Here is a 25,237-nt window from a genome sequence, read left to right on the forward strand (position 1 = left end):
TACAAACAAGCGAAGGGCTTCAATGTTTGCAATGCATTAAAAAAGAGAAATTTATACTATCCTATCAAAATAGTAGACTTTTAATTTGGTGGATTAAAACCACTACCCTATCTTTGCAGTAGTTCTTTAATAATCTTATCAAGAAAGGCGGAGGGTTTTGGCCCTATGAAGCCTTGGCAACCCATATTACATTAACTCTGTGATATGAAGGTGCCAATTCCATCCTGATGCACTAAAACTGCAACGGGGAAGATAAGTCAGAGTCAAGCTTTTATTATTACCGAAAGGAAAATTATATATGCCCATCTGATTTTATCAGGTGGGTTTTTTATTTGGTGGCTCTTCCACAGATGCAACCGAGCAAACTACTACACCTTGAGATTAACAAGAACGATATTTTTTAAACAAAAAAACATCGTATCATGCTCAGTGCAACAAAACTCATTCACAGTATTCCGGTAGACCCACTTACAGGAGCTATTTCAGTTCCCATTTATCAAACCAGCACATTTGTTCAAGAAGCCCCTGGCGTTCACAAGGGCTACGATTATTCAAGGTCTAATAATCCTACAAGAGCAGCATTGGAAGACTTGATTGCTAAATTAGAATTTGGAGCAACAGGATTAGCTTTTGCCAGTGGATTGGCTGCTATTGATGCAGTAGTAAAGCTCTTAAAATCAGGAGATGAAATTGTAGCGGTAGATGATATTTACGGAGGAGCTTATCGCTTATTTACTGCTGTATATGAGCAGTATGGCATCAAAGTACATTTTGTAGACACCAGCGATGCTTCAAAAGTAGCAGCAGCTATTACCCCCCATACCAAACTCATTTGGTTGGAAACACCTACCAACCCTACTTTAAAAATTTCTAATATTTCAGCCATTGCAAAAATTGCCAAAGCCAACAACTGTTTGCTTTGTGTAGATAATACTTTTGCCACCCCTGTATTGCAACAACCATTATTATTGGGGGCAGATATAGTGATACATAGCGCCACCAAATACTTGGGTGGACACAGTGATTTAATTGCAGGCATATTGGTAGCCAAAGATGAACAAGTTGGAGCGAGGCTGAAGTTTTTTCAAAATGCCTGTGGCGCAGTGCTGGCAACATTTGATAGTTGGTTGGTCATCAGAGGAATAGAAACCCTGCACTTACGCATGAAGCACCATAGCAGAACTGCTTTAAAAGTAGCGCAGTATTTATCTACACATCCAGCAATAGCCCATGTATATTATCCAGGCCTTTCAACCCATCCCAATCACGAATTGGCACTTACGCAATGTAAAACCGGAGGCGGAATTATTTCATTCACATTAGTGAGTGACACCAATGAAGCGGCTGTGGACTTGGTAAGCAATACGCAATTATTCAAGCTGGCGGAGAGTTTGGGAGGAATTAAAAGCCTGATTTCGCATCCTGCGAATATGACCCATAAATCTATACCCGCTGAAAAAAGAAAAGCAGCAGGTGTAAAAGACAGTTTGATTCGCTTATCAATTGGATTAGAAGAAGCAGAAGATTTAATAGCAGACTTAGCAAGCGGTTTAGATTCAATTGAGGTAAAAGAAAACAGCGATGTTTATGCAGTGAGCAAGGCTTACTAAGTACTAAAAAAATATAAAAAGTAACAAAAAATAACAAGCAACAACCCCTAAAAGAAAGTAACAAATGGAAACCCACAAACAGTTGACAATCGGATTATTTGGATTTGGTGTAGTAGGAGAAGGATTGTATAAAGTTTTACAACAAACACCTTCATTAAAAGCAAGTATTAAAAAAGTCTGCATTAAAAATGCAGCTAAAAAAAGAAATGCGCCGGAAACATTATTTACTTCCGATAAAAACGAATTATTACAAGACCCAACTATCAATGTAATTGTTGAAGTAATTGATGATGCAGTGGCGGCATTCGATATTGTATCCACCGCATTAAGAAATGGCAAATCTGTAGTAAGTGCTAGTAAAAAAATGATTGCAGATAATTTACCCGCGTTATTGGCTTTACAAAAAGAAACAGACCTACCTTTTTTATATGAAGCGGCAGCTTGCGCTTCTATTCCAGTAATAAGAAACTTAGAAGAATATTACGACAACGACTTATTACATTCAATAAAAGCGATTGTAAATGGGTCAACCAATTTTATTTTAACCAAAATGTTTGAAGAAAAACTGGATTTTTCAGAAGCGCTGTTGCTGGCACAGCAACTAGGGTTTGCTGAAAGCAACCCTAAGCTGGACGTAGAAGGTTATGATGCATTAAACAAATGGACCATTTTATTAAACCATGCCTATGGTATTGTAAGTACTCCATCTGAAATTTTATTTACGGGAATTCAAAACGTACAAGGGTCAGATGCAGGGGTGGCCAAAGAAAAAGGATTTGACATTAAGTTGATTGGACAAGCTAAAAAATTAAAAAATGGGAAAGTAGCTGCATTTGTGTTACCCCAATTTGTTCCATTAACAGACCCACTTTCCTTTGTAAAAAATGAATACAATGGGGTGGTCATTGAATCAGGATTTGCAGACAAACAATTTTTCTATGGAAAAGGAGCAGGAAGCTTTCCCACGGCGTCCGCTGTATTAAGTGATATTGCTGCATTACGATATAATTACAAATACGAGTATAAAAAATTATACCATCATCAACCACACGAGTTATCAAACGATTATTACTTAAAAGTATATGTCAGTTTTGATGATTGGAAATTCATTCCAAGAGAAGATTTTGAATGGATTGAAGAGTGGCATGCACAAGCAGAAAGGAAATATTTAATTGGTGTATTGCACTGCAATAAATTGATTAATAATAATTGGTGGAAGCAAAACAACACATCATTGGTTTTAACTCACGATGCCATCATTGATGACCTTGATATCGTTCATTTAAAAAAAAGAAGCCTTGAACTAGCAGGGGTTATTTAAAATTGTTACTTGTTTTAGGGTAGAACCCCGTTCTGTGGGGCGGGGTTCTTAATTACTCCCATGCTTACTTATATTTGTAGAAATAGACTGCATTGAATCCATTAAATCTTTCCGCATTTAAAACAGGTACTACTTTCAGTATTGCAATAGGAATCAGCTTGATTTTATTCTCATTTCTTGGAGGTAAAGAAGACTTGTTTTTATTATTAAACCACAATTTAGGATCAGCTGCCGATTTTTTCTTCCAGTATTTTACGCATGCAGGAGATGGAATTTTCTGGGTACCTGTAGCCCTCTACTTTATTTTTTATAAGAGAAGATTATTGCCACTAATCCTAAGTGCCATTATCCTATCAACTTTATTGGTGCAAACAGGAAAGAAAATCATTTACCCCAATGAAGCTAGACCCACTGCAGCAATAGTATCAACTGAACAAAATAATATACATACAGTAAAGGGCGTAACCGTACATACCAATAATAGCTTCCCTTCGGGACATACAACCACTGCATTTAGTTTATTCTTATTAGGCTGTTTGCTACTACCCTATCGTTATTTTTGGTTGATAGGATTTACTGCCGCATTATTAGCTGGTTATTCTCGAATTTATTTAGCACAGCACTTTCCATTAGATGTTGGCGCAGGAATGATTTGCGCCGTCATCAGCGTGTATTTGTCTTTGCAGATACAAAAAGCATTTAATAAGAAATGGGAAGCATAGTTATTTCCATCTCCACTCACCAGCAATTTCTAACGCTTCCTTCAAATTGTTTTTAATCATGAAGTCGCGCACTTCTATATCAGTAAATCTTCTTGACTTTAATTCTTTTGAATCAGCAATACCATACAATAACATAGCGCCATTGCGAACGGTGTTCTTTAAACCCTTTTCGTCTACCAATTTAAAATCATCACAGTCGGCATGGTAACAAGGACCTGCATTATTAGGTAATCTACCACCAGCACCACCCCCAGTAGGAATGCCTTGTAACATAAATGGTTGATGATCGCTGTGTAAACCAGCTCCATTGTTAAATAAATTTTTGAAGCTGGTATCAATGGCTTGAGCAATAGATCCAATACCTACAAAAAGTTCTTTACTTTCAGCTATAGTAGTAGAAAATCCTTTAGGATCATTGGTCATATCATAATTAAGCATATAACGCACTTGATCTAGTGTCTTATTCTTTATTGCTTGATCTACATAAGCCCTTGACCCCAATAAGCCTTCTTCTTCACCCATAAATAATACAAATTCAACCGTACGTTCAGGCTGCAATTTTAAAGCCATATAAGTTCTTGCCATATCTATGACTGCAAAGGAACCAATTCCATTATCAATTGCACCGGTTGCTAAATCCCAGCTATCTAAGTGTCCACCAACTATTACTTTTTCATTTGGCTTTGTTTTTCCTTTGATCGTTGCAATCACATTTCTCGCTTTGATTAAACCTGATTGATTGGTCATATCAATAGAAGCATAATGGGTTGCTTTCTTCATAGCTTCCTTCAACTTTAATCCATCTTCCTTGCCAATGCAAACGGCAGGATCAGGAATTAATTTACCTGTTACAGATGCAGTACCCGTCAATAAAATACCCCCATCAGCAGTATTGATGATGATAATTCCTTTTGCGCCATACTTAGTAGACAAAGCTGTTTTTTCAGAACGGTGGAGGTTTTTTAATCCAGCTTTAGAACCCGGTAAAATACCTAAATAGACCACTGCAATTTTTCCAGTTACCTTACCAGGATTATTGATATAGTCTTCTTCCAATCCATTTCCCATATCTACCAGTTCTAATTTCACATTCGCTTTTACTGGAGCATGTGCCAAAGAAACTGACTTCACAGTTTGTAAGTTATTGAGGTCAGTACCAATTTTTACTGAAAGGGTTCCCCTACTCCAGCTCTCTACTTCAAAGGGTTGGTATTTCACGTCTTTAAACCCGTAAGACTTTAATAAGTTGTATGCAAAAGTTTCTGCTTTTTTTCCGTTCTCAGATCCTGTTAATCGATGGCCAATAGTTTCAGTAGCAGTTTTTAAACTACTATAGGCTTTTGAATGTTGGTCTATTTCGGCATTCATTTTCTTAAAAACATCCGTCCATTCTTGCTTCACCTGCCCTTGAATAGCAGTACTAATTAAACCAACTAAGAGAAAACTTATAAAAAATTTCATATTGATAAATTGAGGATTGAGATGAATTATTTAGTCCAATTGATAGTGGCTTTTTTTACTGCTTGTGCATTAGTTCCAATCATGATTTCAAAATCACCTGCTTCCCAATCGTATTTCAAATCATAATTGTAGAATTTCAAATCTTCAGGGGTGATGGTGAAACTCACTTTAGTAGATTCACCGGGTTTCAAACTAATTTTTTGAAATCCTTTTAATTCACTAACTGGTCTAGTGATAGAACCAACTACGTCTCGAATATACAATTGCACCACTTCTTTTCCTTCGTAATCGCCAGTATTGGTAAGGGTTACAGAAGCAGTTACCGATTGATTGCCTTTTGCTTTTGTAGTACTTAAAACTACATCACTGTAACTGAAACTCGTATAACTTAAGCCATAACCAAATGGATACAAAGGATCGTTGCTTACGTCTAAGTAATTACTTTGAAACTTCTGGAACCAAGGCCCACGCAATGGACGGCCGGTGTTTTTATGATTATAAAACAACGGCACTTGTCCTACATTTTGAGGGAAAGTTGCAGACAATTTTCCAGAAGGATTCACATCACCAAACAATACATCAGCAATAGCATAAGGACCTTCAGAACCTGGGAACCAAACATTTAAAATAGCAGGAACATGTTCATTTTCCCAAGTAAGGGTTAAAGGTCTTCCAGTGAACAATACCAATACTACTGGCTTACCCGTTTTCAATAATGCTTTAATCAAATTCTTTTGAACACCTGGAATATCCAAGTTACTTCTACTGCTTGCTTCACCACTCATTTCGGCGCTTTCACCCGCAGCAACTACAATAACATCCGACTTTGCTGCAGCTTCCAATGCTTCATTCAATAATTGCTCATCGGATCTACCATCTCTTTTTAAAGACTTTCCGAACATCCCTGCACGCTCCTCAAATTTAGCATCGGCATCTAAGTTAGAGCCCTTTGCATAATGAATAGCTACCTTATCTCCAATGGTTTCTTTGAATGCTTGTAACAAAGAAGTTGCTTTACTTAAATTAGCGGCTACACTCCAAGTTCCACCCATATTTTCTTTATTATCAGCCAATGGTCCAATCAATGCAATAGCACCTGATTTTTTCAAAGGCAAAGTATTATGGGCATTCTTCAATAACACAAAACTTTGTGCAGCAATGGTTCTTGCTTCTTTTCTATTAGCAGCTGAAAACACTTCTGACTTTGCCCTATTTTCATCAATATATCTGAATGGGTCTTCAAATAATCCTAGTTTATATTTAGCTTCTAAAATTTTCCTACAAGCTTCATCAATACGAGCTTGTGTAACTTTCTTCTCTTTTAATGATGCGCCCAATGTGGTCAAAAATCCTTCCCCTACCATATCCATATCTAACCCCGCATTCATAGATAAAGCAGAAACTGTTTTTAAATCTCCTACACCATGAGCAATCATTTCATTTATACCAGTATAATCTGATACCACCATTCCTTTAAAACCCCACTGTTTTTTTAAAATATCGGTTAATAACCATTTATTTCCATGTGCAGGTAATCCATCAATTTCATTAAAAGAGGCCATCACAGAACCAACACCAGCGTCTACCGCAGCTTTATAAGGCAACATATATTCATTAAACATTCTAACACGGCTCATATCGGTAGTACCATAATCTCTTCCAGCTTCAGCAGCACCATACAAAGCATAATGCTTTACACAAGCAAGCAAAGTATTGTTCTTAGACAAATCGTTGCCTTGATATCCCTTCACCATTGCTTTGGCAATTTGCGCACCCAAATAAGGATCTTCTCCATTGCCTTCCGAAATTCTACCCCATCTTGGGTCTCTAGAAACATCTACCATTGGAGAGAAAGTCCAATTAATGCCATCAGAACTTGCTTCATTGGCAGCAATTCTAGCACTGCGTTCAATTAACGACATATCCCAAGTGGCACTCATTCCTAAAGGGATGGGAAACACTGTTTCATAACCGTGAATTACATCCATTCCAAACATCAAAGGAATTTTGAGACGGCTTTTCTCAACAGCTAACTTTTGTACTTCTCTGATTTTTGCAACAGACTTAATATTAAATAAGCCACCTACTTTACCCGCTTCAATTTTTTTTGCAATATCAGAACTAGCTGCAGCACCAGTAACAAAATCACCAGAGCTAGGTAAATTCAATTGACCTAATTTTTCTTCTAAAGTCATTTTAGCCATCAACTGATTAATGAATGCATTCATTTTAGCATCCTGGGCATTTATCACCACACAGATACAACAAAATACAACCAACCCGATCCATTTTTTCATCGTCGTTTATTTATGCAATTGTACAATTTATTTAAACACTATGGTAGCAACAGCCCCTGCTTTTAAAGTCAGGTTCGCCCATTGCTTATTATAGCCAATATAGAAGCTATCTTTAGCTGTTCCATTATTCAGCAATATAAGGATTGTACTCCCTTCTGGCGTCAAAAAAGCTACAGATTCAATGTTTTCGGTACTATTACTTTGAATACGAATCGATCCTGGAGGTACAAACTTAGCTGCATGGGCAATAATATAATAAGCGACATTTCTAGTTACAGTAGATCCATTGATGGTCAATGCCCCCTTGCATTCAGTACAACCACCAGGGGTATGGGGTCCATACGTTATATCATTTGCCAGATTCCACTCCAAGGCAATTTTACTATGATTTTGCAAAGAACCTAATAGAACATTTTTTATATGCCATTTTAAATCGCCATCAAAACTACCTTTACTACCTGTCCACTGTTCGGTGAAATAAATATTCTTATTGGGATGAACTTTTTTAACAGCAGATAATGCAGTAATATCACCAGCATACAAATGGAATGCTGTTCCATCAATATACTGATTGGCCGTTGCATCATTTAACACACGAATGGGAAATTCAGGATGATCGCAATTATGATCCCAAATAATAATTTTGGTTTTAATTTTTTGCTGAAAAAACATTGGTCCTAAATGCTCCTTAATAAACAGGGCTTGCTCATCAGCAGTCATTAACATACTTGGGTTGTTACCCCCATGTTGTGGTTCGTTTTGAATGGTAAGTGCATCAATAGAAATTCCATTTGCCTCCATAGCATGAATATATTTTACTAAATATCTTGCGTAAGCCCTATAATACTGAGGGAGCAAGTTCCCTCCCATGCTATTTTTATTCGTTTTCATCCACGTAGGTGGGCTCCAAGGAGTAGCCATGAATTTAATGGAAGGATTAATGGCTAATATTTGTTTTATTAGTGGAACTAAATGAATGGTATCTCTCGACAAACTAAAGTGCTGCATTAAAGTATCTATTGTTCCCTCTGCCAAATCATTATAACTAAAAACTGATTCACTTAAATCGGATGCACCCACACTTAAACGCAAATAACTGACTGAAATAGCATTGGTTGATTGTCCAAATAATTCTTGCAATAAAGCCCTTCTGGCTGTTGGTTCCATTTGTTGAATCAACAGCGCAGATCCACCCGTAAGGGTAAAACCAAACCCATCAATAGTTTGAAATTTTTCTCGAGTATCAATTAAGATAGAATGAATAGTAGTACTTGATTGAGTTTGACTTAAAGGCAATATTTGCTTTTGTAATAATTGCACTTGATCGCCACTTGTGATGTAAGCAGTTGCCGTATTTTTTTGTGCATAGCACAGATTGAAAAATGAACTTATTACAATACACAACTGCAAAATCGCTCTACTTTGATACATGTTAATATGATTTATATCATGAAATTAAAGCAGTTTTGGTACACTCGTTAATCCTGCCGTAAATTTGAAGATATCGATTAAATTATGAGCACTAAGCCAGCTATTCCCTTTGTAACAGCAACAGAAGCCATTCAACAAATTCAATCCAATTCAACCATTTTCTTACATGGAAGTGCAGCCACTCCAGTAAGATTAATCAATGAAATGGTTCAGCAAAAAGACCGATTACAAAACGTTGAATTAATCAGCATTACCCAACAAGGAGTCAACTTAAACGATCCTTCTTTGGCAGGTCATTTTTATATGAATTCACTATTTGTTTCGGATAGCAATCGAAAAGCCATTAGCCAAGGGATGGGAGATTATACGCCTGTTTTCTTGAGTGAGATTCCGTTACTATTTAATCGAAATATTCTAAAAGTAGATGTTGCCATTGTTTCCGTTTCACCACCAGACAAACATGGATATTGCTCGCTTGGCACTTCTGTAGATATTGTAAAATCTGCATTGCGCTCTGCTAAAATGATTATTGCACAAGTGAATCCCAATATGCCAAGAGTACATGGTGATGGATTTATTCCATTCTCCAAATTTGATATGGCTGTTTGGACAGACGATCCGTTGCCAGAAGTTAGTTATGCAAGTGGTGCAACTGAAGTACATCATCAAATTGGGAAGATTGTTGCAGAATTAGTAGAAGATGAAGCTACTTTACAATTAGGCATAGGAAGCATTCCAGATGCAGTTCTTAAAAACTTAACTAATCATAAAAACCTTGGGCTACACACAGAAATGTTTTCAGATGGAGTGATTCCATTGATTCAAAATGGCACTATCAATAATAGCAGAAAAAAAATAGTGAAAGGTTATTGCGTTACTTCTTTTATGTTGGGAACAAAACAACTATATGATTTTGCCGACGACAACCCCATCATCAAATCATTAGACATAGATTATGTGAATGACCCCAGGGTATTGAGTTTGAATAAAAAAGTAACTGCCATAAACAGCGCAATAGAAATAGATCTAACAGGGCAAGTATGTTCCGATTCAATTGGAATGTACCAATACTCAGGTATTGGTGGACAAATGGATTTTATAAGGGGAGCAGCACTGTCCGAAGGTGGCAAACCCATCATAGCCATTCCATCAGTCACCAATAAAGGCATCTCAAGGATTGTACCCTATTTAAAACAAGGGGCTGGTGTAGTAACAACTAGAGGACATATACACTGGGTGGTAACAGAATACGGCGCAGTCAATTTATTTGGGATGAATATGACCCAACGTGCAAAAGCATTAATCAGCATAGCCCACCCTGATCATAGAGAAGCATTAGAAAAAGCTACGGCAGAAAGATTTAAATGTTAGTTGGAAGAGTAAAGCGGACTTTGCATTAAATATATACAATAGTCAGTTACCCATGCACCTGCTGCATCTACATAAATAATATTGGGCTTGTTTTTATTGGTAATAGTTTTATTCAGGATCCATTCATTCATTTTAATAGGCAATTGTTGATTGGCAATTTTAGCATGGTCAATAATGCTCTTGTTTTTACGAATCATATTGGCCAAAAGAATGGCACCATTCACAATAGGATTTAATTTTTCATCTTGAAAATCATTGCATACAGCTGAAGCTTCGTCCGCACTTTGGGTAATTTGCCAGTCAAGTCTGATGATATCATTTTTTGATACGCCGGTTTGTAGCTTATTAAAAAAATCTTGCTCAGTCTGCATGAGTTTTTTCATATCATTCGTGCTGGCATACGCTCTTCTAAAATTAATAAAAGCGGTAGAAGTGTCGTTCATATCACAACGAGGAAAAAGCGAATGATTCCAATTGGGGATTTCAAAACTTAATATCACTTTACCTGATAAATGCTTAAGCGGAACATCCGCAATAGCAACTGCAGTATTTTTATAAATTTGATCTTCTCCTATCCAATTAATTAAACTGTCTTGCAACTGTTGTAGAGGTGCTTCTTTCTCACAAAAATGACTAAAAGAGATCAATACGATTTCTTTTGAATTTACTTGTAAGAATTTTTTTAGCCCCACTGCAACTGTCTTTAATCGTTCGCCATAGCCACCCCCAATAGCATCTTCCATACAATCTGATGCAGCATGTTTTGTATAAAGCATTTGATTGTACATACCTACTCGTAAATCAAACATTCTGATACCCTGATTTAATTGCTCATCAATTGATATTTGTTGGGTTAAGGTATTGCAGGCATTAATAGTACCCTTTTGCTGTCCACCCGTTGCCGTAAGTACACTCATACCAGCATCGTGTGAACCAGGGATTACAATATCTTTTAGCGACAGTTTACTTGATGGCGGGTCTAAAAACTGCTCCATCCATCTAGCAGCATTGTAAGCACTTACAGCACTTTGGTATATTTTTTCGTTTAAACCAACAAATTGCAACAACCAATTTTTAGGACTCAGTTGTTTAATTTGAACTGGTTGCTTAGTGTTAAAATGAATTGGCATAGAAACGAAATCCATTTCCTTCATTGGCTTATCCAAAAAAGAATAATACAACTGGTATTGTTTGATTTTCTTTATTGCAGATGATTTATCATTCACTAACAGAAAATTGCCATCTTTTGATTTCCAATAAAGTTGAAATGGGGGTTTACTTGAACTAAATGGAGATTCTACAAACGGCGAATTAGTCAACTCAGGTAGGCTGCTATTAAGGTTCTGAGCGTTTAGCGTGAAAATGATGGAAACAAAATAAAAAATAAAAAAGAAGTTTTTCATCACCAATATACGGGTCTAATTTTCATTATTGTTTTGTATAATAATATTATTTGTAGGTTTAGCAAAAGCAATTTTATTAGCACTAAAAACTTTATCTATATCTACAATCAATTTACTCATAACATGTCCGGCATCTCCATATTTCCTTACCCAAAAATAAATAGACAACTCCGCTGAAGCATTCACAATTTGATTAAATTCAATCACGTATTTAGGATATTTTAGAATTTCATTATTTTCAAGAATTATTTTCTCAACAATATCGTATACTTGATTTAAGTCAATTCCTAAAACAATATCTAATTTCAATTCTAATCTTCTAAATCCCTTATCCTGTGTCCAATTAATCAATTGCGCATTCATTAAATCACCATTGGAAATAATTAAATTAGCTCCATCCCAAGTTGTAATTACACTGCTTCTAAATCCAATCGATTTCATTGTACCTGATTTACCCATTACCTCTACAATATCCCCTACGTTTACTGGCTTCTCAAAAGCAATAATTAAACCGCTTACCAAATTATTTATCAAGGTTTGCAAACCAAACCCAATGCCTACACTAAGTGCTCCTAGAATGATAGTAATTTTATCAAGTGGAATTCCTGCAGCAGCAAATGCTAAAAATAATCCCATACCTATGATGACAATTCTAATTAATAATATCCAACTACCTATACCATTTGTTGATTTTTTATCAGCAAATTCGTTTGTATGATTTGGTTCTGAAGCAATAAATGAAACAACCCTAGAAATGAAAAAAGAAATAAAAATTATGACAATAAAATTGGCAACCCCTCTAATACTAAAAGTGTATTCACCAATTGTTCTTTCTTCAAACATCCAATTAGAAATTGGTTCAGCCAATTGATTATACAAATAAAAGTTCCTACTAACTAAGACAAACCACCCTATAACTAATAAAAAATAGAAGAATGAAGGCACTTTAGATCCAACTTTTTCAAAGTTGATATAAAAAAGTTTTCTATCGTGTGCATTATATGTTTCAGTTGCAAAAAATAAGACATCATTTATTAATCTAACAGTCCATAGCAACAAAATGCCTGTCAAGACACCAAAATAACCAGACACCATGATTGATTTTGACAAATTATAGCTGCCATAAAAATTGAACATGATTGATAAAATCTGCATACCCATTAAGAAATAAAGAAAGTACTTAATGTACCTTTCTTTAAGCTCATGACCATGCTTATTCCAATTGAAGAGAAAATAGAATCCGGAAAATAATCCTAAAAATGCTAATACAAATAAAACACCCCTTTCAATATTAGATGCTAGCAAAATTAAATTATCGGCAGCTACTAAAATAAATAACAATAAAATGGAAAGCCAAAATTTCATCCAAAACTTTGCAATATAATTCCAAAAAACAACAGTTAATGAAATACCTGGGATTAACCAAAACCATAAGTAAAACACAAAAGGGGGATCTAAAAACACAAATTGAAATAATCCAAATACAATAATCACAGCAGAAAGTAACGGGTACTTAAAAATCAAATGACTTTCGACTATTTTTTGCTTAAGTGTTTTAACAAAATAAAAAAGTAAAAACACTAGCACAAATAAGAAGAATATTTTTGCAATATTATCTTGGATATAAAATATAAATGCTAGCTGTTCCTTTAAAAAAGAAAATTTCAATACGTAACTAAATGGCAAATCATTCATCCTCCATCCTACTGTTTCAACAAACTCTTTATTTAAACTATTTTTAAAAAGTATTTTACGCTGCTCCTGCAATTCATCATTCTCGATACTGAGTTGATTTTTTTGAACTACTAATCTATTCTTTAAATTATCTAGACTTATTATAGCTTTTTGCAAACTTGAATCGATTGGTTTTAAAACACCTAATACAGATTTCAGCCTTAAATAATATTGAGTTAACCCAATTGTATCTTTTGGAAAGTTGTATAAACTGCTATCGCTCATTAAAGAATCCAAGTGATTCCTATTTGAAATCAATTCATTTAGGTATTCATCTAAGAGAATATTTTCCTGTTCTAGTTTAAAAATCAGTTCCCTATTAAGTTTACTAGAAATAGATAAATTTCTTTGTGTTTGAGTGGGGCCAATGTACCATTCAACCCCTTTTTGAACGATAGTATTCCACTCTTTAATCTTTTCAAGTTTAATCTTAATTCCATTGCTGTCAACACCCTGTTTCAAAAAAGATTTAGCCCTTTGCCCTATTTTAAGCAGATCTTCTAGCACTTTAGCCCGTTTAATCTCAGCACGATGTTGCTCTAACTCAGATAAACTGCTTTCGAATTCAATCTTCTCTGCCTTTTTTATTTTTTCTATGAATTGTCTACGGGAGGAATCAATGTCTTGGCAAAACGCAGAAATGCTAAAAAAACAGAGAAAGAAAAATAAAAGATTTTTAGGGCGCATAAGCTTACTTATATTACCAATTTATTCATTATTTTGATTCTGACCATAAATCAACAATATATGAGCAAGTTTTTAAGTCTTTTTGTTAGCCTACTGCTAGTATATTATGGATTTACACAAGATGCCAATTATTGGTCATCCGCTTATGGCCCAGGAGGCTTTTTTGTTCCAGGGGCAACAATCGCTAAAAATGGAGACAGTGGGGTGCTCTTTTATAATCCAGCATTGCTAGCATATAATACCAAAAACGCCTCAAATATTAGCGGTAGTGTATATAATTACAATTTACTTAGCATAAAAAATGGAACAGGTGAAGGTTTAGACTTAAGACATCAATTTACTAATATTATGCCGGTCATAGCATCGAATACGATTTATTTGAAATTAAAAAAGCCTATTACGTTTGCTTACGCCATTTTATATACGCCAGTTTTTCAATTTAATGCGTCTCAAAGAAGAGATGAGCAAATCAATGTATTATCGGATACATATAGCCCAGGTAAAGAGTTTTATATTGGTCAATACGTTCATAGTAATACCATTAATGAAACATCTGCAATCTTTTCTTTTGGCAAGAGTGTCAACAAAAAATTAGCCATAGGATTTTCAGGAATGTTTACCAATAGAAGACAATTATTTAGTCATAATATTACTGCTCGAGCTTTGATAAATGATAATTCAACATTATTTCAAAAATTAGTAACCGTTTCAGAATACTATGTAGTAAACAGTAGAAACTATAACTTACAATTTAAAGCAGGATTATCTTATAGTTTTAATGATAAAAATCATTTAGGGATAATGTTAACATTACCCACTTTAAAAATATTTGGTAAATCTGATATACTAGCGGAGTACGCAATTAATAATTTAAGAATCAGCAATACTGAGATTTTCTTACTTGGCAGCACAAGACAAACCAAATTAACCAGCTCTTATAAAAGACCATTAAGTATTGCTGCAGGATATACGCATTATTACAAAGGAGGCGAAATATATATAGCATCTGAATTTTTTAATAAAGTAAAACCATACAGCTTAGTGCAACCAAGAGACGAAGCGTTTATAAGACCTGATACAGGAACTGTAAAAGAGTTTAGTGCGTCTGAAATAAGCTTTAAAGATGCAGGGAAATCAATTTTAAATTTTTCAATAGGAATAAGCTTTCCATTGAAAAATGAAGTAAAGGGATTTATTTCAGCAAGAACAGATTTTACTTATTCTAATAAAGAACTATTTGAAAATAATAATGGATTTAGCGCCTCATCCATTAATTACGACCTTTATCATTTACAAGCAGGAGCAAATATTAAGAAAAGAAAATTTAACTTAAAGGCAGGGATACTATTAAGTTACGGTCGTAATAAATCACTTGAACAATTAGTCAATTTTGACGACCCTAATGAAATGAATTTTTTAGAAGGGAATAAAGATAATACACCAGCATCTAAGTTTTCTGCTGGATTTATGCTAGCTTATGTACACAATTTTTAAAGTCAATTCAAAAATTGGAAACCTAAAACAAATCTTAAAATAGAGCACAATGTATTAACTATCATGGCATAGTATAATACAATGTTACTGTTCCATTAATCGGAAAAGTTGATGCAGTAGACTGGTATTTCATAACTCCGCCATCCACCAAAAGATAAGCCTTATAAGAACCCGCATTGGTAATATTTGCCTTAAAGCCCACACTATCCCCCGATTTGAGGGCCCAATTACTTTCAGTGACTACCCAACTTGGGCTTGTAAGCATTGCAGTAGCTGATGTGGAAGTCTTTGAAATGTAACTAACTGTTCCTGCCACATTAGAATTTGCAGCATTAGTTAGCTCTAACTTATATTCAACCGAATAAGTCTTTACAGCAGGAGCAGGGGTTTCTTTTTTTGAGCAGGATGCAAGTACAGCAGTGAACAACAAAACGGAAAAGATTTTTTGCATTTAGATTTTTTAATAATTTAGGAATAAATTGTAGTGCATATAAAAAAGATGATGTTGCTAGAATAAATTATTGTTTTAAAAAACTATCAAACCAAGGTTTCACATGGTATAATGCAAAAGCGTATGTGCCTCTATGATCTGCATTCATCCCAGCAGTAAAAAGTTCGCCATTCTTTTTGCCTAATAAAGCTTGGTAATTAATGGCCAATTGGGCCAGATCTACCGGAAAAACTTCATCTCTATCACCATAATAAGACCGAAGTGGCGTTACACTTTTCCATCTATACCCTTCTGATGCTGTTAGTGCTTTACAAAGAGGACTTGAGCCAAGTTGTATTTCTTGGATAAACTCAGGAGTGAGGTAGTCTTTTACAGTTGGGGCAGTTCTTTTAAAGAAATCCGTAAAATTAATTTTGTGTTCATAAAATTCTTTGGCAGCTTGTAAGAATTCAGGACGAATTGCTTTAGCTGTTAATCCTTTAATATCATAATAGACTTCATAAGCAAATAAAAGATTAGAGAAGCATGCAGGAATCCACTCAGGATCTTCGGGTCTTGGGTTTAAAATACTTTGACTTATATAATAATTCAAGTCTGATGGTGTTGCCGCAGTAGCAGTAGCATTTACTTTAACTCCTTCTTGTTCTAGTCGGCGAAGATATGTCAGGGTATTATATGCTCCTTGTGACCAACCAAGTGTGAAAAAATGTGAAACATTAATATTTTTCTTTTCTAAAAATTCCTTTGCTGCAGTATATAAATCAAGACAAGCTTGCTCCGAACTTTTTTGAATTAAATAGGTATTTTTTTCATTAGATGCGCCTAGGCCATGATAGTCGGGCGCAATCACTATGTAACCATTTCCTCCAAATTGTGCTACTGCCAATTTGGTTTCCATCGACTCTTCAATAAATGTTGGCACTTCCGTTTTTCCAAAAACAGTTCCATGTTGGTAAGAAATCATGGGACTTCCAGAAGCAAATGCAGAAGGTATGGCAATTAAGCCCGTTGTAATTGCAGGCTTATTATTTTTTTCAGGAATACTGCTTTGGTAAGTTAACTTATATAAAGTAACCCCATTTTGGGGTGTTTGATATTTGCCCTTTACTTCTGAAAATGTTATAGTAGATCCACGCAAAAATTGTTGCAACTCCTCATTCAGAATTCGATTCAATTTGGAAGTATCAAAAGTTGTAATACTATCAACACGAATAAGTTTCCCATTATAAATTTCTGAATCATTTTTTTGATTAGGCTGATTGGAACAACTACACAATAAAAAAATAAAAAGACAGACAACTTGAGCCTTCAGAAATCGGATAATATAAAATTGATTAGACATAAAGCATTTGTTTGATTGTTATTTATTCCAATTACGTTCAACTGGTTTTTGCGCCGCAGGTGGCATAGTTGTGAGTACCTTTACATACTCAATAATTTCCATACGCTCTTCAGGGCTGAGTTTACGCCCAATTTTTCCCACTGTCTTTGTATCATTTGAAAATGCATGACCCGCATTTGAATTTCCAGGTAAACGCGTGTCAAACAAAAATGATTTATCCGACTGCATACTCATATAACCTAATTTAATAGGATCATATTCATAAGTACCCAACCAGAAAGTGGTAGATCTTTCTTCAGGTGGACTTAGCAATTCATATAAATTGGGAACAGAACCATTGTGTAGAAATGGAGGAGTACTCCATACACCATCCAAAGGTCTTGCTTTGTATCCGGCATATGCTCTCACTTTATTTGGTCGATCATCTCCATTTGCAGAAGCAATTTGTTCTGCTGTCCATCCTAATTTATTGTAGGCATATTTGGCCATTTCAGAAGTAAGTAGTTCAAGTCCTGTGGCTGCATCTATACGAGGAGATTTTTTACCCAAAAGCTTTGATGCATCATACCTTCTATTCACAAATCCTGCAGCCTCACTAGAATCTGTCCCTATTACACTATGGGGCAATGTAACAACTGCCCAATCAGGCTTAGCAGAATTTGAGCCATTAATGGGGCGAGGCGCATGACAACTTGCACAATTTGTCATAAATAGTTCTCTACCTTTTTTAGCCTTCTGCATATCTACTTTTCCTAACATTTCATCTGGCCATTGTGGCGCTTTTAAAGCAGAATAGCCTTCTTCGATCTCGAGCAAGCGCTCAATATTAAAATTGCTTTCCCATTTCTCAGGCCCCTTTTTTACATTTCCATTTTCATCCATGAAGTAGGTTTTACCACCGTTACCTAATACCTGTAAAATATTTCTTGATACGCGGTGATTAAACGATGCATTATAATGCACCCAATTTAAGCGAGCTATATCCCAGAGATAAGGAACACCAACTGGGGCATCACTAGCGTAATAATTAGATTGCTCTCTTAATCCAAGGCCAAAAACTTCATTGCCAATTCGATTAAATGGATCCATCCGTCCATGGCCTGCATTAACTGATTCTTTTTTTATTTTTGAATAGGCTTCTGCCTCCCATTGAGCAGACTTAATCAGCTCTTCTACCTCTTTTCGCAAAACCGATTCATCACCTAGCTCTTGCTTTAATACATTAGAAGAAAACTTTCTCCAAGCAGCACTATCCTGTATTGTTTTTCCTAGAGCAATTCCATAATCAACAAAAAATTGATAAATATTGAACCCAGCTGAGGCCCCATCAATTCGTAATGCTTTCCCTTTAAAATTGATTTGACCAGTGTGGCAAGAAGCACAGTTTAATCCAACCATTACTCGTCCATTTTTTTCTGCAGGCTTTATAGAAAAGCCAATGGGGAGACCCTCAGGATTATTTTCAGTAACAGATTTATCTAAAAAACCCAAACTCCTGAGGTATGCAGGATCTGTTAATGAAAGACTGGTATCTGGAGCTTGTAAGGATTTTAACCAACTGAGAGGAGCAAACTCCTGACCAGCGTTAAGATGGTGCCAGTAATCTCGTTCGCCTTCACTCCAGCCCTGTTCTGCAAATTGAACAGACTCGGATTTATAAAATCCTTGAAAATTTACTTTTGTGTTGCAGGCTATCACAAAGGTTATAGCTAGCACAATAATTAAAAATTTTTTCATACAGCATTTTTATTGATAAAATAGAATTTCTTGTTTATTTCAGAATGCATATCTAAGCCCAGTATTCCATCCATAGTCTAACTTGTTTGTTTCAATTTTTTGAACAGGGGCACTGTCATAATTATTAAAAATATATGTGGTTAAGGATAACTTTTTATTGAATAACAAATTCAATCGCAACTCACCGTCGTGTCTAATCCGCTTATTATTTCCAGTGCCAATAAAAAGAATCTGTGTATGATATAAGGACATATTTGAATTGCCAAGTCTAGATAACCTTACCTCGAGAAGAAAAGGAATTTCATATCTGTTATAGTTTTGATTATCAAATGTTCCTTCAGCCATTGCAGCAATGCCGGTAGAGAAATTTAAATGTAAAATTGATCTTCTAATTATCTTATAAAGTAGGCCTCCACCAGCCAGGTGTCTATATGCAAGACCGAGTTCTTTATTACGCTGATAGATGTATCTAGTAGCAAATTGCCATCGAGCGTTCACATTATGATCTATTTTAATATTCGCAGACTCTCGAATACGTTCTAATCCATTTGACTCTTTATGAATAAACATACTATTAGCCCCTATATCAAATACCCAATTTTCGGTTTTAAAGTTTACTCCGCCATCAATAGTAATTAATCCATAATTGGTAAATTTTGAATAATTGTATCCAAGCCCTATAAATCCATTAGTTAATACCCCTTTTTTAAGTGGACTTATCATTTCAATTTCCTTGAACTTAATTGAGATCGGGATACCATTTTCAATAAAAAGAAAATCACGAGGATTTATACATATAAGCTTGTTATAAAATATTTTTCCTGTATAAGTTTCAATATGATATTTATTCGAATTCGCATTCAACTTTCTTACTTTTTCATATTTGATAGCTACTATTCCCACATCTGGAATACAAAAACTAATTTCATTATTCAGCCATCCCAAAAATTCACCAACAAGTATTTTCCCATTTTCCATTTCAAGTGAGTCTGATACTTCCGCAGACACTTTCTCTGAACAACTTATCAAAACAATCAGCAAATAGAGGTATAAACGATTCTTCATTATTTGCTAGGTATACTTTGCGGATTGTAGAAAGTGTTATCAGGGTCTAATTGACGCTTTACAGCTTTTAAGCGATCCAAGTGATCACTGTAATAAGCATTCAGATGATTTTTTTGTCTCCTATCTGTAAAATTAACATAGCAATATGGTGAAGTATATTTTTCCATTTCATCATGGAAAGTATCCAACCATTTAAAATTCGCTTCTAAATCTCTATGGTCAGCTGGTAACCATTCCACATCAATTGAAGTAATCATGGTTGCTTGTCTGAATGGAAATGATGTGGCAGATTTTGGAATTTCTTTAATTTTACCTCCCATTAGAAAATACTTCCACATAGCATCAATCGATGTACCAGGCCATTTCCTCAAATTGCGAAAAATTGTATCTCGCCCATCCTGAGATATTTTACTAAAACAAAAACGTGAACGCTCATGTGCATATTCTGGATTGCCGTCTTCAGAAAGGAATTCTTGCGCATCCCAATAAGGTAAGTTTTGAATAATTTCAAGAGAAGGAGCTGCCAGTTGATAAAGTGGGTATAGTAAGGATCTTAATTGGTCTTGCTGACCTGCAAACTGACCTAAAATTTCTATGTAGAGATCATTACCTTTTTCATGATTACCATTTTGTGCGTTTATCATGAACTTTACACCCAGCTCAGGGGGTGCTTCCATTGCAATATCTTGAAACATATCAAATATTTGCTCAAGCGATGTTCTCCATTGAATTCGAAACCATGTTACAGTGGAAACTGGAAACATCTGCATTACAAATTGCGTATGAATCCCAAAATTGCCACCACCTGCACCTCGTATTGCCCAAAATACTTCAGGGTTTTCTGTGGCACTAGCAACAATAACTTCACCGTTTGCTAATACAATACGTGTTGAAATTAATTGATCGCATGTTAAACCATACTTACGCATATTGAAACCAATACCTCCACCCAAAACAAGTCCGGCAACGCCAACACCCTTGCAGCGACCATGAGAAACAGATACAGATGCCAGTCTTCCGCAGTTATAAACCTGCTGATTGTGAACCCCACCTTCTAGTGTAGCTAAATTGGTAGTGCCATCAAATTTGATATCAGTCATTTGAGAAAGATCAACAATCAAACCAGTATTACGAGAAAATGCAGCATAGGAGTGTCCTCCTGATCTAGGCACAATTGGAACCTTATGCTTACGAGCCCATTTTACACAAGCAATAACGTCTTTTTCAGAAGTGCAAAGTGCAATCGCCTCAGGTATTTCTGTCAAATAAGCAAGTGCGTATTGTGTATTGAACTTTGCAAAATCAAGATCACTAGCCATAATCAACGAGCCCTTTAACAACTTTGCAAGTTCCATCCATTTGCCAGTAGCACCTATTGGATTTTGAACCAGATTATTCTCTAAAAATGCTGCAAATGAAGGAGTAACGCTCAACCCACCTGTTGCAAGCATCACCTGAGAAATAAATGATCTTCTAGAAGTACTCATTTTGTCTGTATTTGTTTACTTGTATATCAATAGTATTTGCCATAGATTCGTTGCTAGTTAATTCGAACCATATTTTCCTTTACAGCATTGCTTACTTCATCTACAGATAAAATTTCCAAAGTTGGTTTACTCATTGCAGTTGGCCTTGATAAGGTAACGCTGATGGGTGGAGTATCTAATTTCCACATAGCACCTGTAGCGGGATCCACTATTAACATTCCAATTACACCCCCAAGCAGTAAATTGCCAAAATACCATCCATTCAATTTATAATTCACAGGTACAATGATTTCACTGTATCCATTTGATGATATCTTAACTTGGTATTCTGCTTTCACAAAAAAACCGCCTCCAGATTTTAATGTAACAGTAGAAGGACTCTGTCCTTTGTAGACTTCCTTTCCTTTTTTATCGGTAATACTAATATTAGCCCCATTAGGATTAGTATTGATTGAAACAGGATAGGAAGACTTTCCTAAAATAGATGCACAACTAATGATAAATACTGGAATAATCATTAAGAATAAACTCAATTTGTAGAATTTCTTTTTCATTGCTGTTTATTTTTGTAAAAAATAATTTTGATTTTGATCTGTCTTTAAGAGATTAAAAATTATAGATTGGTGGTCTAATTATAATAGGTAGTTAATAGCAAAAAGACTTTATTTGGAAACTTAAAAAAAGTATAATAATAAGTAGTCGAAGAAACATAATCCCCATGACATTGTAAATCTTATTTATATTACTTTTTAAGTGAATCGTAACAATAATTAATCTTATCCAATTTTGTTATAGGCAATACTAAAATAATTGAAGCATATTTTTTGGCAGCACAAGACAGACTAATTTAACCAGTACTTTTAAAAGGCCCTTAAGTATTGCAGCTGGATTGATGTTTTGGCTATTTTAACACCAGTATATAATCACCTTAATCCGCTTTCCTCAAATCTTAACAAAGCAGACTCATTTTGCATTTTAATAATCCAGATCAAGGGGATTGTTCTTTTTATACACTAAACAATGATTTGCCACTTTGCATACTTTTTTGGGAAGGAAATTTTCATGTTTCCTGTTTTTTAAAAGACAAGGAAAAGTTATTGGAAGCAACGGATAAAGCTAAATTGGTAATAAGCCATGATTTATAACTTAATAGTGCTTCGTCTTTTTTCAATGGCAAATTTAGTAAGATAATAAACGATGAAACTTGTTACTATACTAACCAGGGTAGCACCAACTAACAACACGTATCCAATTTGAGGAAGAGTGGTGTACCAATTACTCAACTCAAGTGTTTGATTTGTTGGTATGAAATATTGTCCAACTTTATAACTAAGAATCAATAAAAATGGACTAGTTAAGGGGTTAGAAATAAATGCCCCTGATATTGCAGCTAATAAATTGAAGCGAAGAAATTTATACATCAATAAAGACAAAACTGTACTCAACCCAAAAGTAGGAAACACGCCCCAGAAAGCCCCTATAGCCGCGCCTAATGCAATTTCATGCGCACTACCACGAGCGTGATAAATTTTTAGAAAGTTAATTCTAACTTTTCTTAAAATATTAATGAAGCAATTTCTTTTGGTAGGTTTCATAAATGCCAATCCATTGTTTAAGCAATTATATTAGAGATTACTTTCGCTGAAAGATTTGAATCGCCCTTTGTAATCTAGGACGATTGTAGCGCTGTAACAAAATTGGATAAAAGTTTAACACGAGATTTAGGAAAATCAGCCACGCTGATGCTGAAAAGCAATACCGGATAGCAACATAAATAGAAAATCCACCAACAATAAAAAAGATGATGAGGTGTCCTAGTTCAGATTGTTTTGTTCTATATTCTAAATGAACGAGGGCTGCCAAATTATTTTTAACTGGATTTTCCTTTTTATTTAGCTTCTCCCATCCAACTATAACTAATAATTTTCGAAAAAGGTGTATGCCAAGTTGCTCATAAATTTTACCTTTTTGCTCCCATTTTTTTTCCTTGAAATAATTTGAGGTACAGGCTGATTTTAATGTCTCGGTAAACATGAGCACAAACATCATTAACATGAAATTCAATACCCATGCAAATAAAAAGCCTTGAACACCCATATATTTTACAAGAAAATAAATAAACCCAATAGTACTCAGCATGATTACAAAAAGTAAAATTCCTTTTTTCATTCCTGCAATATTTTAAACAATATTACTAGAGTTACATTTGAAAAGTAAAATCTGGTACTAAAAATACGATATAGCTTATTTTTTAGCTCCTCTTTTGATGGGTTTACCATATTTTTTCTTCATGGCATCTTTGCGCCTCACTTTTACATTTCGCTTTTGATTTTTAGCTGATTTTTCATGAAATGCAGGCCCTGCGTCCGATTTCTTTTTGGGCTTAATATAAGGCACTTTCATGTAAACCTTGGGCTTCTCGTCTTCTGTAAGAACATCAGAAATACTTAAATGAATAGGTAATTCAACAACAGGTATTTCATATTTCATCAATTGCTCAATAGCAACAATAAAAGGCATTTCTTTCTCTGTGGTGAAACTAATGGCAATACCTTTTTTATCGAACCTTCCGGTTCTTCCTATTCGATGTATGTAGTTTTCAGGAATATCTGGGGTATCAAAATTGACCACATGCGTTACTTGGGCAATATCAATTCCTCTTGCAACAATATCTGTTGCAATGATAAATCGATAAATCCCATCCTTGAATTGTTTAACAGTATTAAAACGATGGTTTTGTTCTTTATTAGAGTGTATAATCCCTATTGTGCCTTCGAAACGTTTTTCTAAAGATTCATACAATTGATCCGCTAATTTTTTAGTTGCTGTAAATACCAATACTTTGGTCATTGAAGCATCCTGTTTTAAAAGCAGTTCAAGCAAATTTACCTTTGTATAAAAATTAGGAACATTAAAACGACTTTGTTCAATATTGTCTAGTGGCGTACCAGTTGGAGCAGCTTCTACTCGCACAGGAGCATTAAAATAAGTCTCCATTAATGATTCTACTTCTTCGGTGATGGTTGCAGAGAATAATAAGTTCTGTCTTTTTTTCGGTAACAAATCCATGATATTTCTCAACTGTGTTCTAAATCCAAGATTCATCATTTCATCTACTTCATCTATTACCAGCTTTTTAATATACTTTGTTTTAAAAGCACCATTCATAGCTAAATCAAACAAACGGCCAGGTGTTGCAACCAACACATCAACCCCTTTCTCCACTTCAATTTGCTGGGTATTAATATTTACACCACCATACACACCCACCACATCCAAACTCATATACGAAGACAATTTCTTAACTGTTTCTACTACTTGAACAACCAGCTCTCTGGTAGGTACCACAATTAAAATTTGAGGATCTTTATTTTTATCAAATTTCCATTGCTTTAAACAGGGCAATAAATAAGCGATTGTTTTACCGGTTCCTGTTTGGGCAATACCGCATACATCTTTACCAGACATGGCGATGGGAAATACCTTATGTTGAATGGTTGTAGGTGTTGTATATCCTAAATCATCTAAGGCTGAAAAAAGAGCGGTATTGAGGTTGAGTTGCTGAAACGTCATAGTATGTAATAATATACAAAGATAGCTTTAATTAAATAGTCGGCTTTTATG

General features: G+C 35.0%; 19 protein-coding genes and 1 riboswitch. Of the genes, 5 read left to right on the forward strand and 14 right to left on the reverse strand.

What is annotated here, in order from left to right; all coding sequences use genetic code 11:
* Positions 1 to 132: 132 nt before the first annotated feature.
* Positions 133 to 259, forward strand: a riboswitch (SAM riboswitch).
* A 163-nt stretch (positions 260 to 422) separates the two neighbouring features.
* The 3 genes from ACTIEI_RS13010 to ACTIEI_RS13020 all read left to right on the forward strand — a co-directional run bounded on the left by ACTIEI_RS13010 (position 423) and on the right by ACTIEI_RS13020 (position 3,653).
* Complete coding sequence (locus tag ACTIEI_RS13010; protein ID WP_439506728.1) at positions 423 to 1,610, forward strand: trans-sulfuration enzyme family protein; 1,188 nt, start codon at positions 423 to 425, stop codon at positions 1,608 to 1,610.
* A gap of 64 nt (positions 1,611 to 1,674) precedes the next feature.
* Positions 1,675 to 2,931, forward strand: coding sequence for a homoserine dehydrogenase (locus ACTIEI_RS13015; RefSeq protein ID WP_439506729.1), 1,257 nt, complete (start codon positions 1,675 to 1,677; stop codon positions 2,929 to 2,931).
* Positions 2,932 to 3,023: 92 nt separating this feature from the next.
* Positions 3,024 to 3,653 (forward strand): phosphatase PAP2 family protein, encoded by a 630-nt coding sequence (locus tag ACTIEI_RS13020; protein WP_439506730.1) that lies wholly within the window; start codon positions 3,024 to 3,026, stop codon positions 3,651 to 3,653.
* On the opposite strand, the gene ACTIEI_RS13025 is transcribed toward ACTIEI_RS13020, so the two are convergent.
* From ACTIEI_RS13025 to ACTIEI_RS13035, 3 genes are read right to left on the reverse strand one after another with little or no spacing between them, the layout of a single operon-like run.
* Entirely contained in the window at positions 3,654 to 5,114 is a 1,461-nt protein-coding gene (locus ACTIEI_RS13025) for a M28 family peptidase (RefSeq protein ID WP_439506731.1), read from the reverse strand.
* Positions 5,115 to 5,140: 26 nt separating this feature from the next.
* Complete coding sequence (bglX, locus tag ACTIEI_RS13030) at positions 5,141 to 7,411, reverse strand: beta-glucosidase BglX (RefSeq protein WP_439506732.1); 2,271 nt, start codon at positions 7,409 to 7,411, stop codon at positions 5,141 to 5,143.
* Between the two features lie 27 nt (positions 7,412 to 7,438).
* Positions 7,439 to 8,842: a glycoside hydrolase family 30 protein gene (locus tag ACTIEI_RS13035; protein WP_439506733.1), complete on the reverse strand. Its 1,404-nt coding sequence runs from the start codon at positions 8,840 to 8,842 to the stop codon at positions 7,439 to 7,441.
* An 84-nt stretch (positions 8,843 to 8,926) separates the two neighbouring features.
* Between ACTIEI_RS13035 and ACTIEI_RS13040 the strand changes: the two genes are divergently transcribed.
* Positions 8,927 to 10,213, forward strand: a complete 1,287-nt coding sequence (locus ACTIEI_RS13040) for an acetyl-CoA hydrolase/transferase family protein (RefSeq protein ID WP_439506734.1) — start codon at positions 8,927 to 8,929, stop codon at positions 10,211 to 10,213.
* Here ACTIEI_RS13040 and ACTIEI_RS13045 read toward each other — a convergent pair.
* Both ACTIEI_RS13045 and ACTIEI_RS13050 read right to left on the reverse strand, forming a co-directional pair.
* Entirely contained in the window at positions 10,210 to 11,616 is a 1,407-nt protein-coding gene (locus ACTIEI_RS13045) for a hypothetical protein (protein ID WP_439506735.1), read from the reverse strand. The two genes, ACTIEI_RS13040 and ACTIEI_RS13045, sit on opposite strands and share 4 nt — an antisense overlap.
* A 15-nt stretch (positions 11,617 to 11,631) precedes the next feature.
* Positions 11,632 to 14,037 (reverse strand): mechanosensitive ion channel family protein, encoded by a 2,406-nt coding sequence (locus ACTIEI_RS13050; RefSeq protein ID WP_439506736.1) that lies wholly within the window; start codon positions 14,035 to 14,037, stop codon positions 11,632 to 11,634.
* 60 nt (positions 14,038 to 14,097) lie between these two features.
* Between ACTIEI_RS13050 and ACTIEI_RS13055 the strand changes: the two genes are divergently transcribed.
* A complete protein-coding gene (locus ACTIEI_RS13055) occupies positions 14,098 to 15,531 on the forward strand; it encodes a hypothetical protein (RefSeq protein ID WP_439506737.1) in 1,434 nt (477 codons plus the stop codon).
* A gap of 61 nt (positions 15,532 to 15,592) precedes the next feature.
* Here ACTIEI_RS13055 and ACTIEI_RS13060 read toward each other — a convergent pair whose 3' ends face one another.
* The 9 genes from ACTIEI_RS13060 to ACTIEI_RS13100 all read right to left on the reverse strand — a co-directional run bounded on the left by ACTIEI_RS13060 (position 15,593) and on the right by ACTIEI_RS13100 (position 25,186).
* Complete coding sequence (locus tag ACTIEI_RS13060; RefSeq protein WP_439506738.1) at positions 15,593 to 15,982, reverse strand: lipoprotein; 390 nt, start codon at positions 15,980 to 15,982, stop codon at positions 15,593 to 15,595.
* A gap of 67 nt (positions 15,983 to 16,049) precedes the next feature.
* Positions 16,050 to 17,324: an alpha/beta hydrolase family protein gene (locus ACTIEI_RS13065; protein WP_439506739.1), complete on the reverse strand. Its 1,275-nt coding sequence runs from the start codon at positions 17,322 to 17,324 to the stop codon at positions 16,050 to 16,052.
* Positions 17,325 to 17,342: 18 nt separating this feature from the next.
* Positions 17,343 to 19,061, reverse strand: coding sequence for a di-heme-cytochrome C peroxidase (locus tag ACTIEI_RS13070; RefSeq protein ID WP_439506740.1), 1,719 nt, complete (start codon positions 19,059 to 19,061; stop codon positions 17,343 to 17,345).
* Positions 19,062 to 19,100: 39 nt separating this feature from the next.
* Positions 19,101 to 20,126: a DUF481 domain-containing protein gene (locus tag ACTIEI_RS13075; RefSeq protein ID WP_439506741.1), complete on the reverse strand. Its 1,026-nt coding sequence runs from the start codon at positions 20,124 to 20,126 to the stop codon at positions 19,101 to 19,103.
* Positions 20,126 to 21,613, reverse strand: coding sequence for an FAD-binding oxidoreductase (locus ACTIEI_RS13080; protein ID WP_439506742.1), 1,488 nt, complete (start codon positions 21,611 to 21,613; stop codon positions 20,126 to 20,128). The genes ACTIEI_RS13075 and ACTIEI_RS13080 overlap by 1 nt, the downstream gene beginning before the upstream one ends.
* A 53-nt stretch (positions 21,614 to 21,666) precedes the next feature.
* Entirely contained in the window at positions 21,667 to 22,167 is a 501-nt protein-coding gene (locus ACTIEI_RS13085; RefSeq protein WP_439506743.1) for a hypothetical protein, read from the reverse strand.
* Between the two features lie 585 nt (positions 22,168 to 22,752).
* Positions 22,753 to 23,208, reverse strand: coding sequence for a DUF2062 domain-containing protein (locus tag ACTIEI_RS13090; protein WP_439506744.1), 456 nt, complete (start codon positions 23,206 to 23,208; stop codon positions 22,753 to 22,755).
* A gap of 37 nt (positions 23,209 to 23,245) precedes the next feature.
* A complete protein-coding gene (locus ACTIEI_RS13095; RefSeq protein WP_439506745.1) occupies positions 23,246 to 23,782 on the reverse strand; it encodes a hypothetical protein in 537 nt (178 codons plus the stop codon).
* Positions 23,783 to 23,857: 75 nt separating this feature from the next.
* On the reverse strand, positions 23,858 to 25,186 hold the full coding sequence (locus tag ACTIEI_RS13100) for a DEAD/DEAH box helicase (RefSeq protein WP_439506746.1): 1,329 nt from the start codon (positions 25,184 to 25,186) through the stop codon (positions 23,858 to 23,860).
* Positions 25,187 to 25,237: the final 51 nt, after the last annotated feature.

The organism is Sediminibacterium sp. (genome assembly GCF_051860225.1).
GTDB lineage: Bacteria > Bacteroidota > Bacteroidia > Chitinophagales > Chitinophagaceae > Sediminibacterium.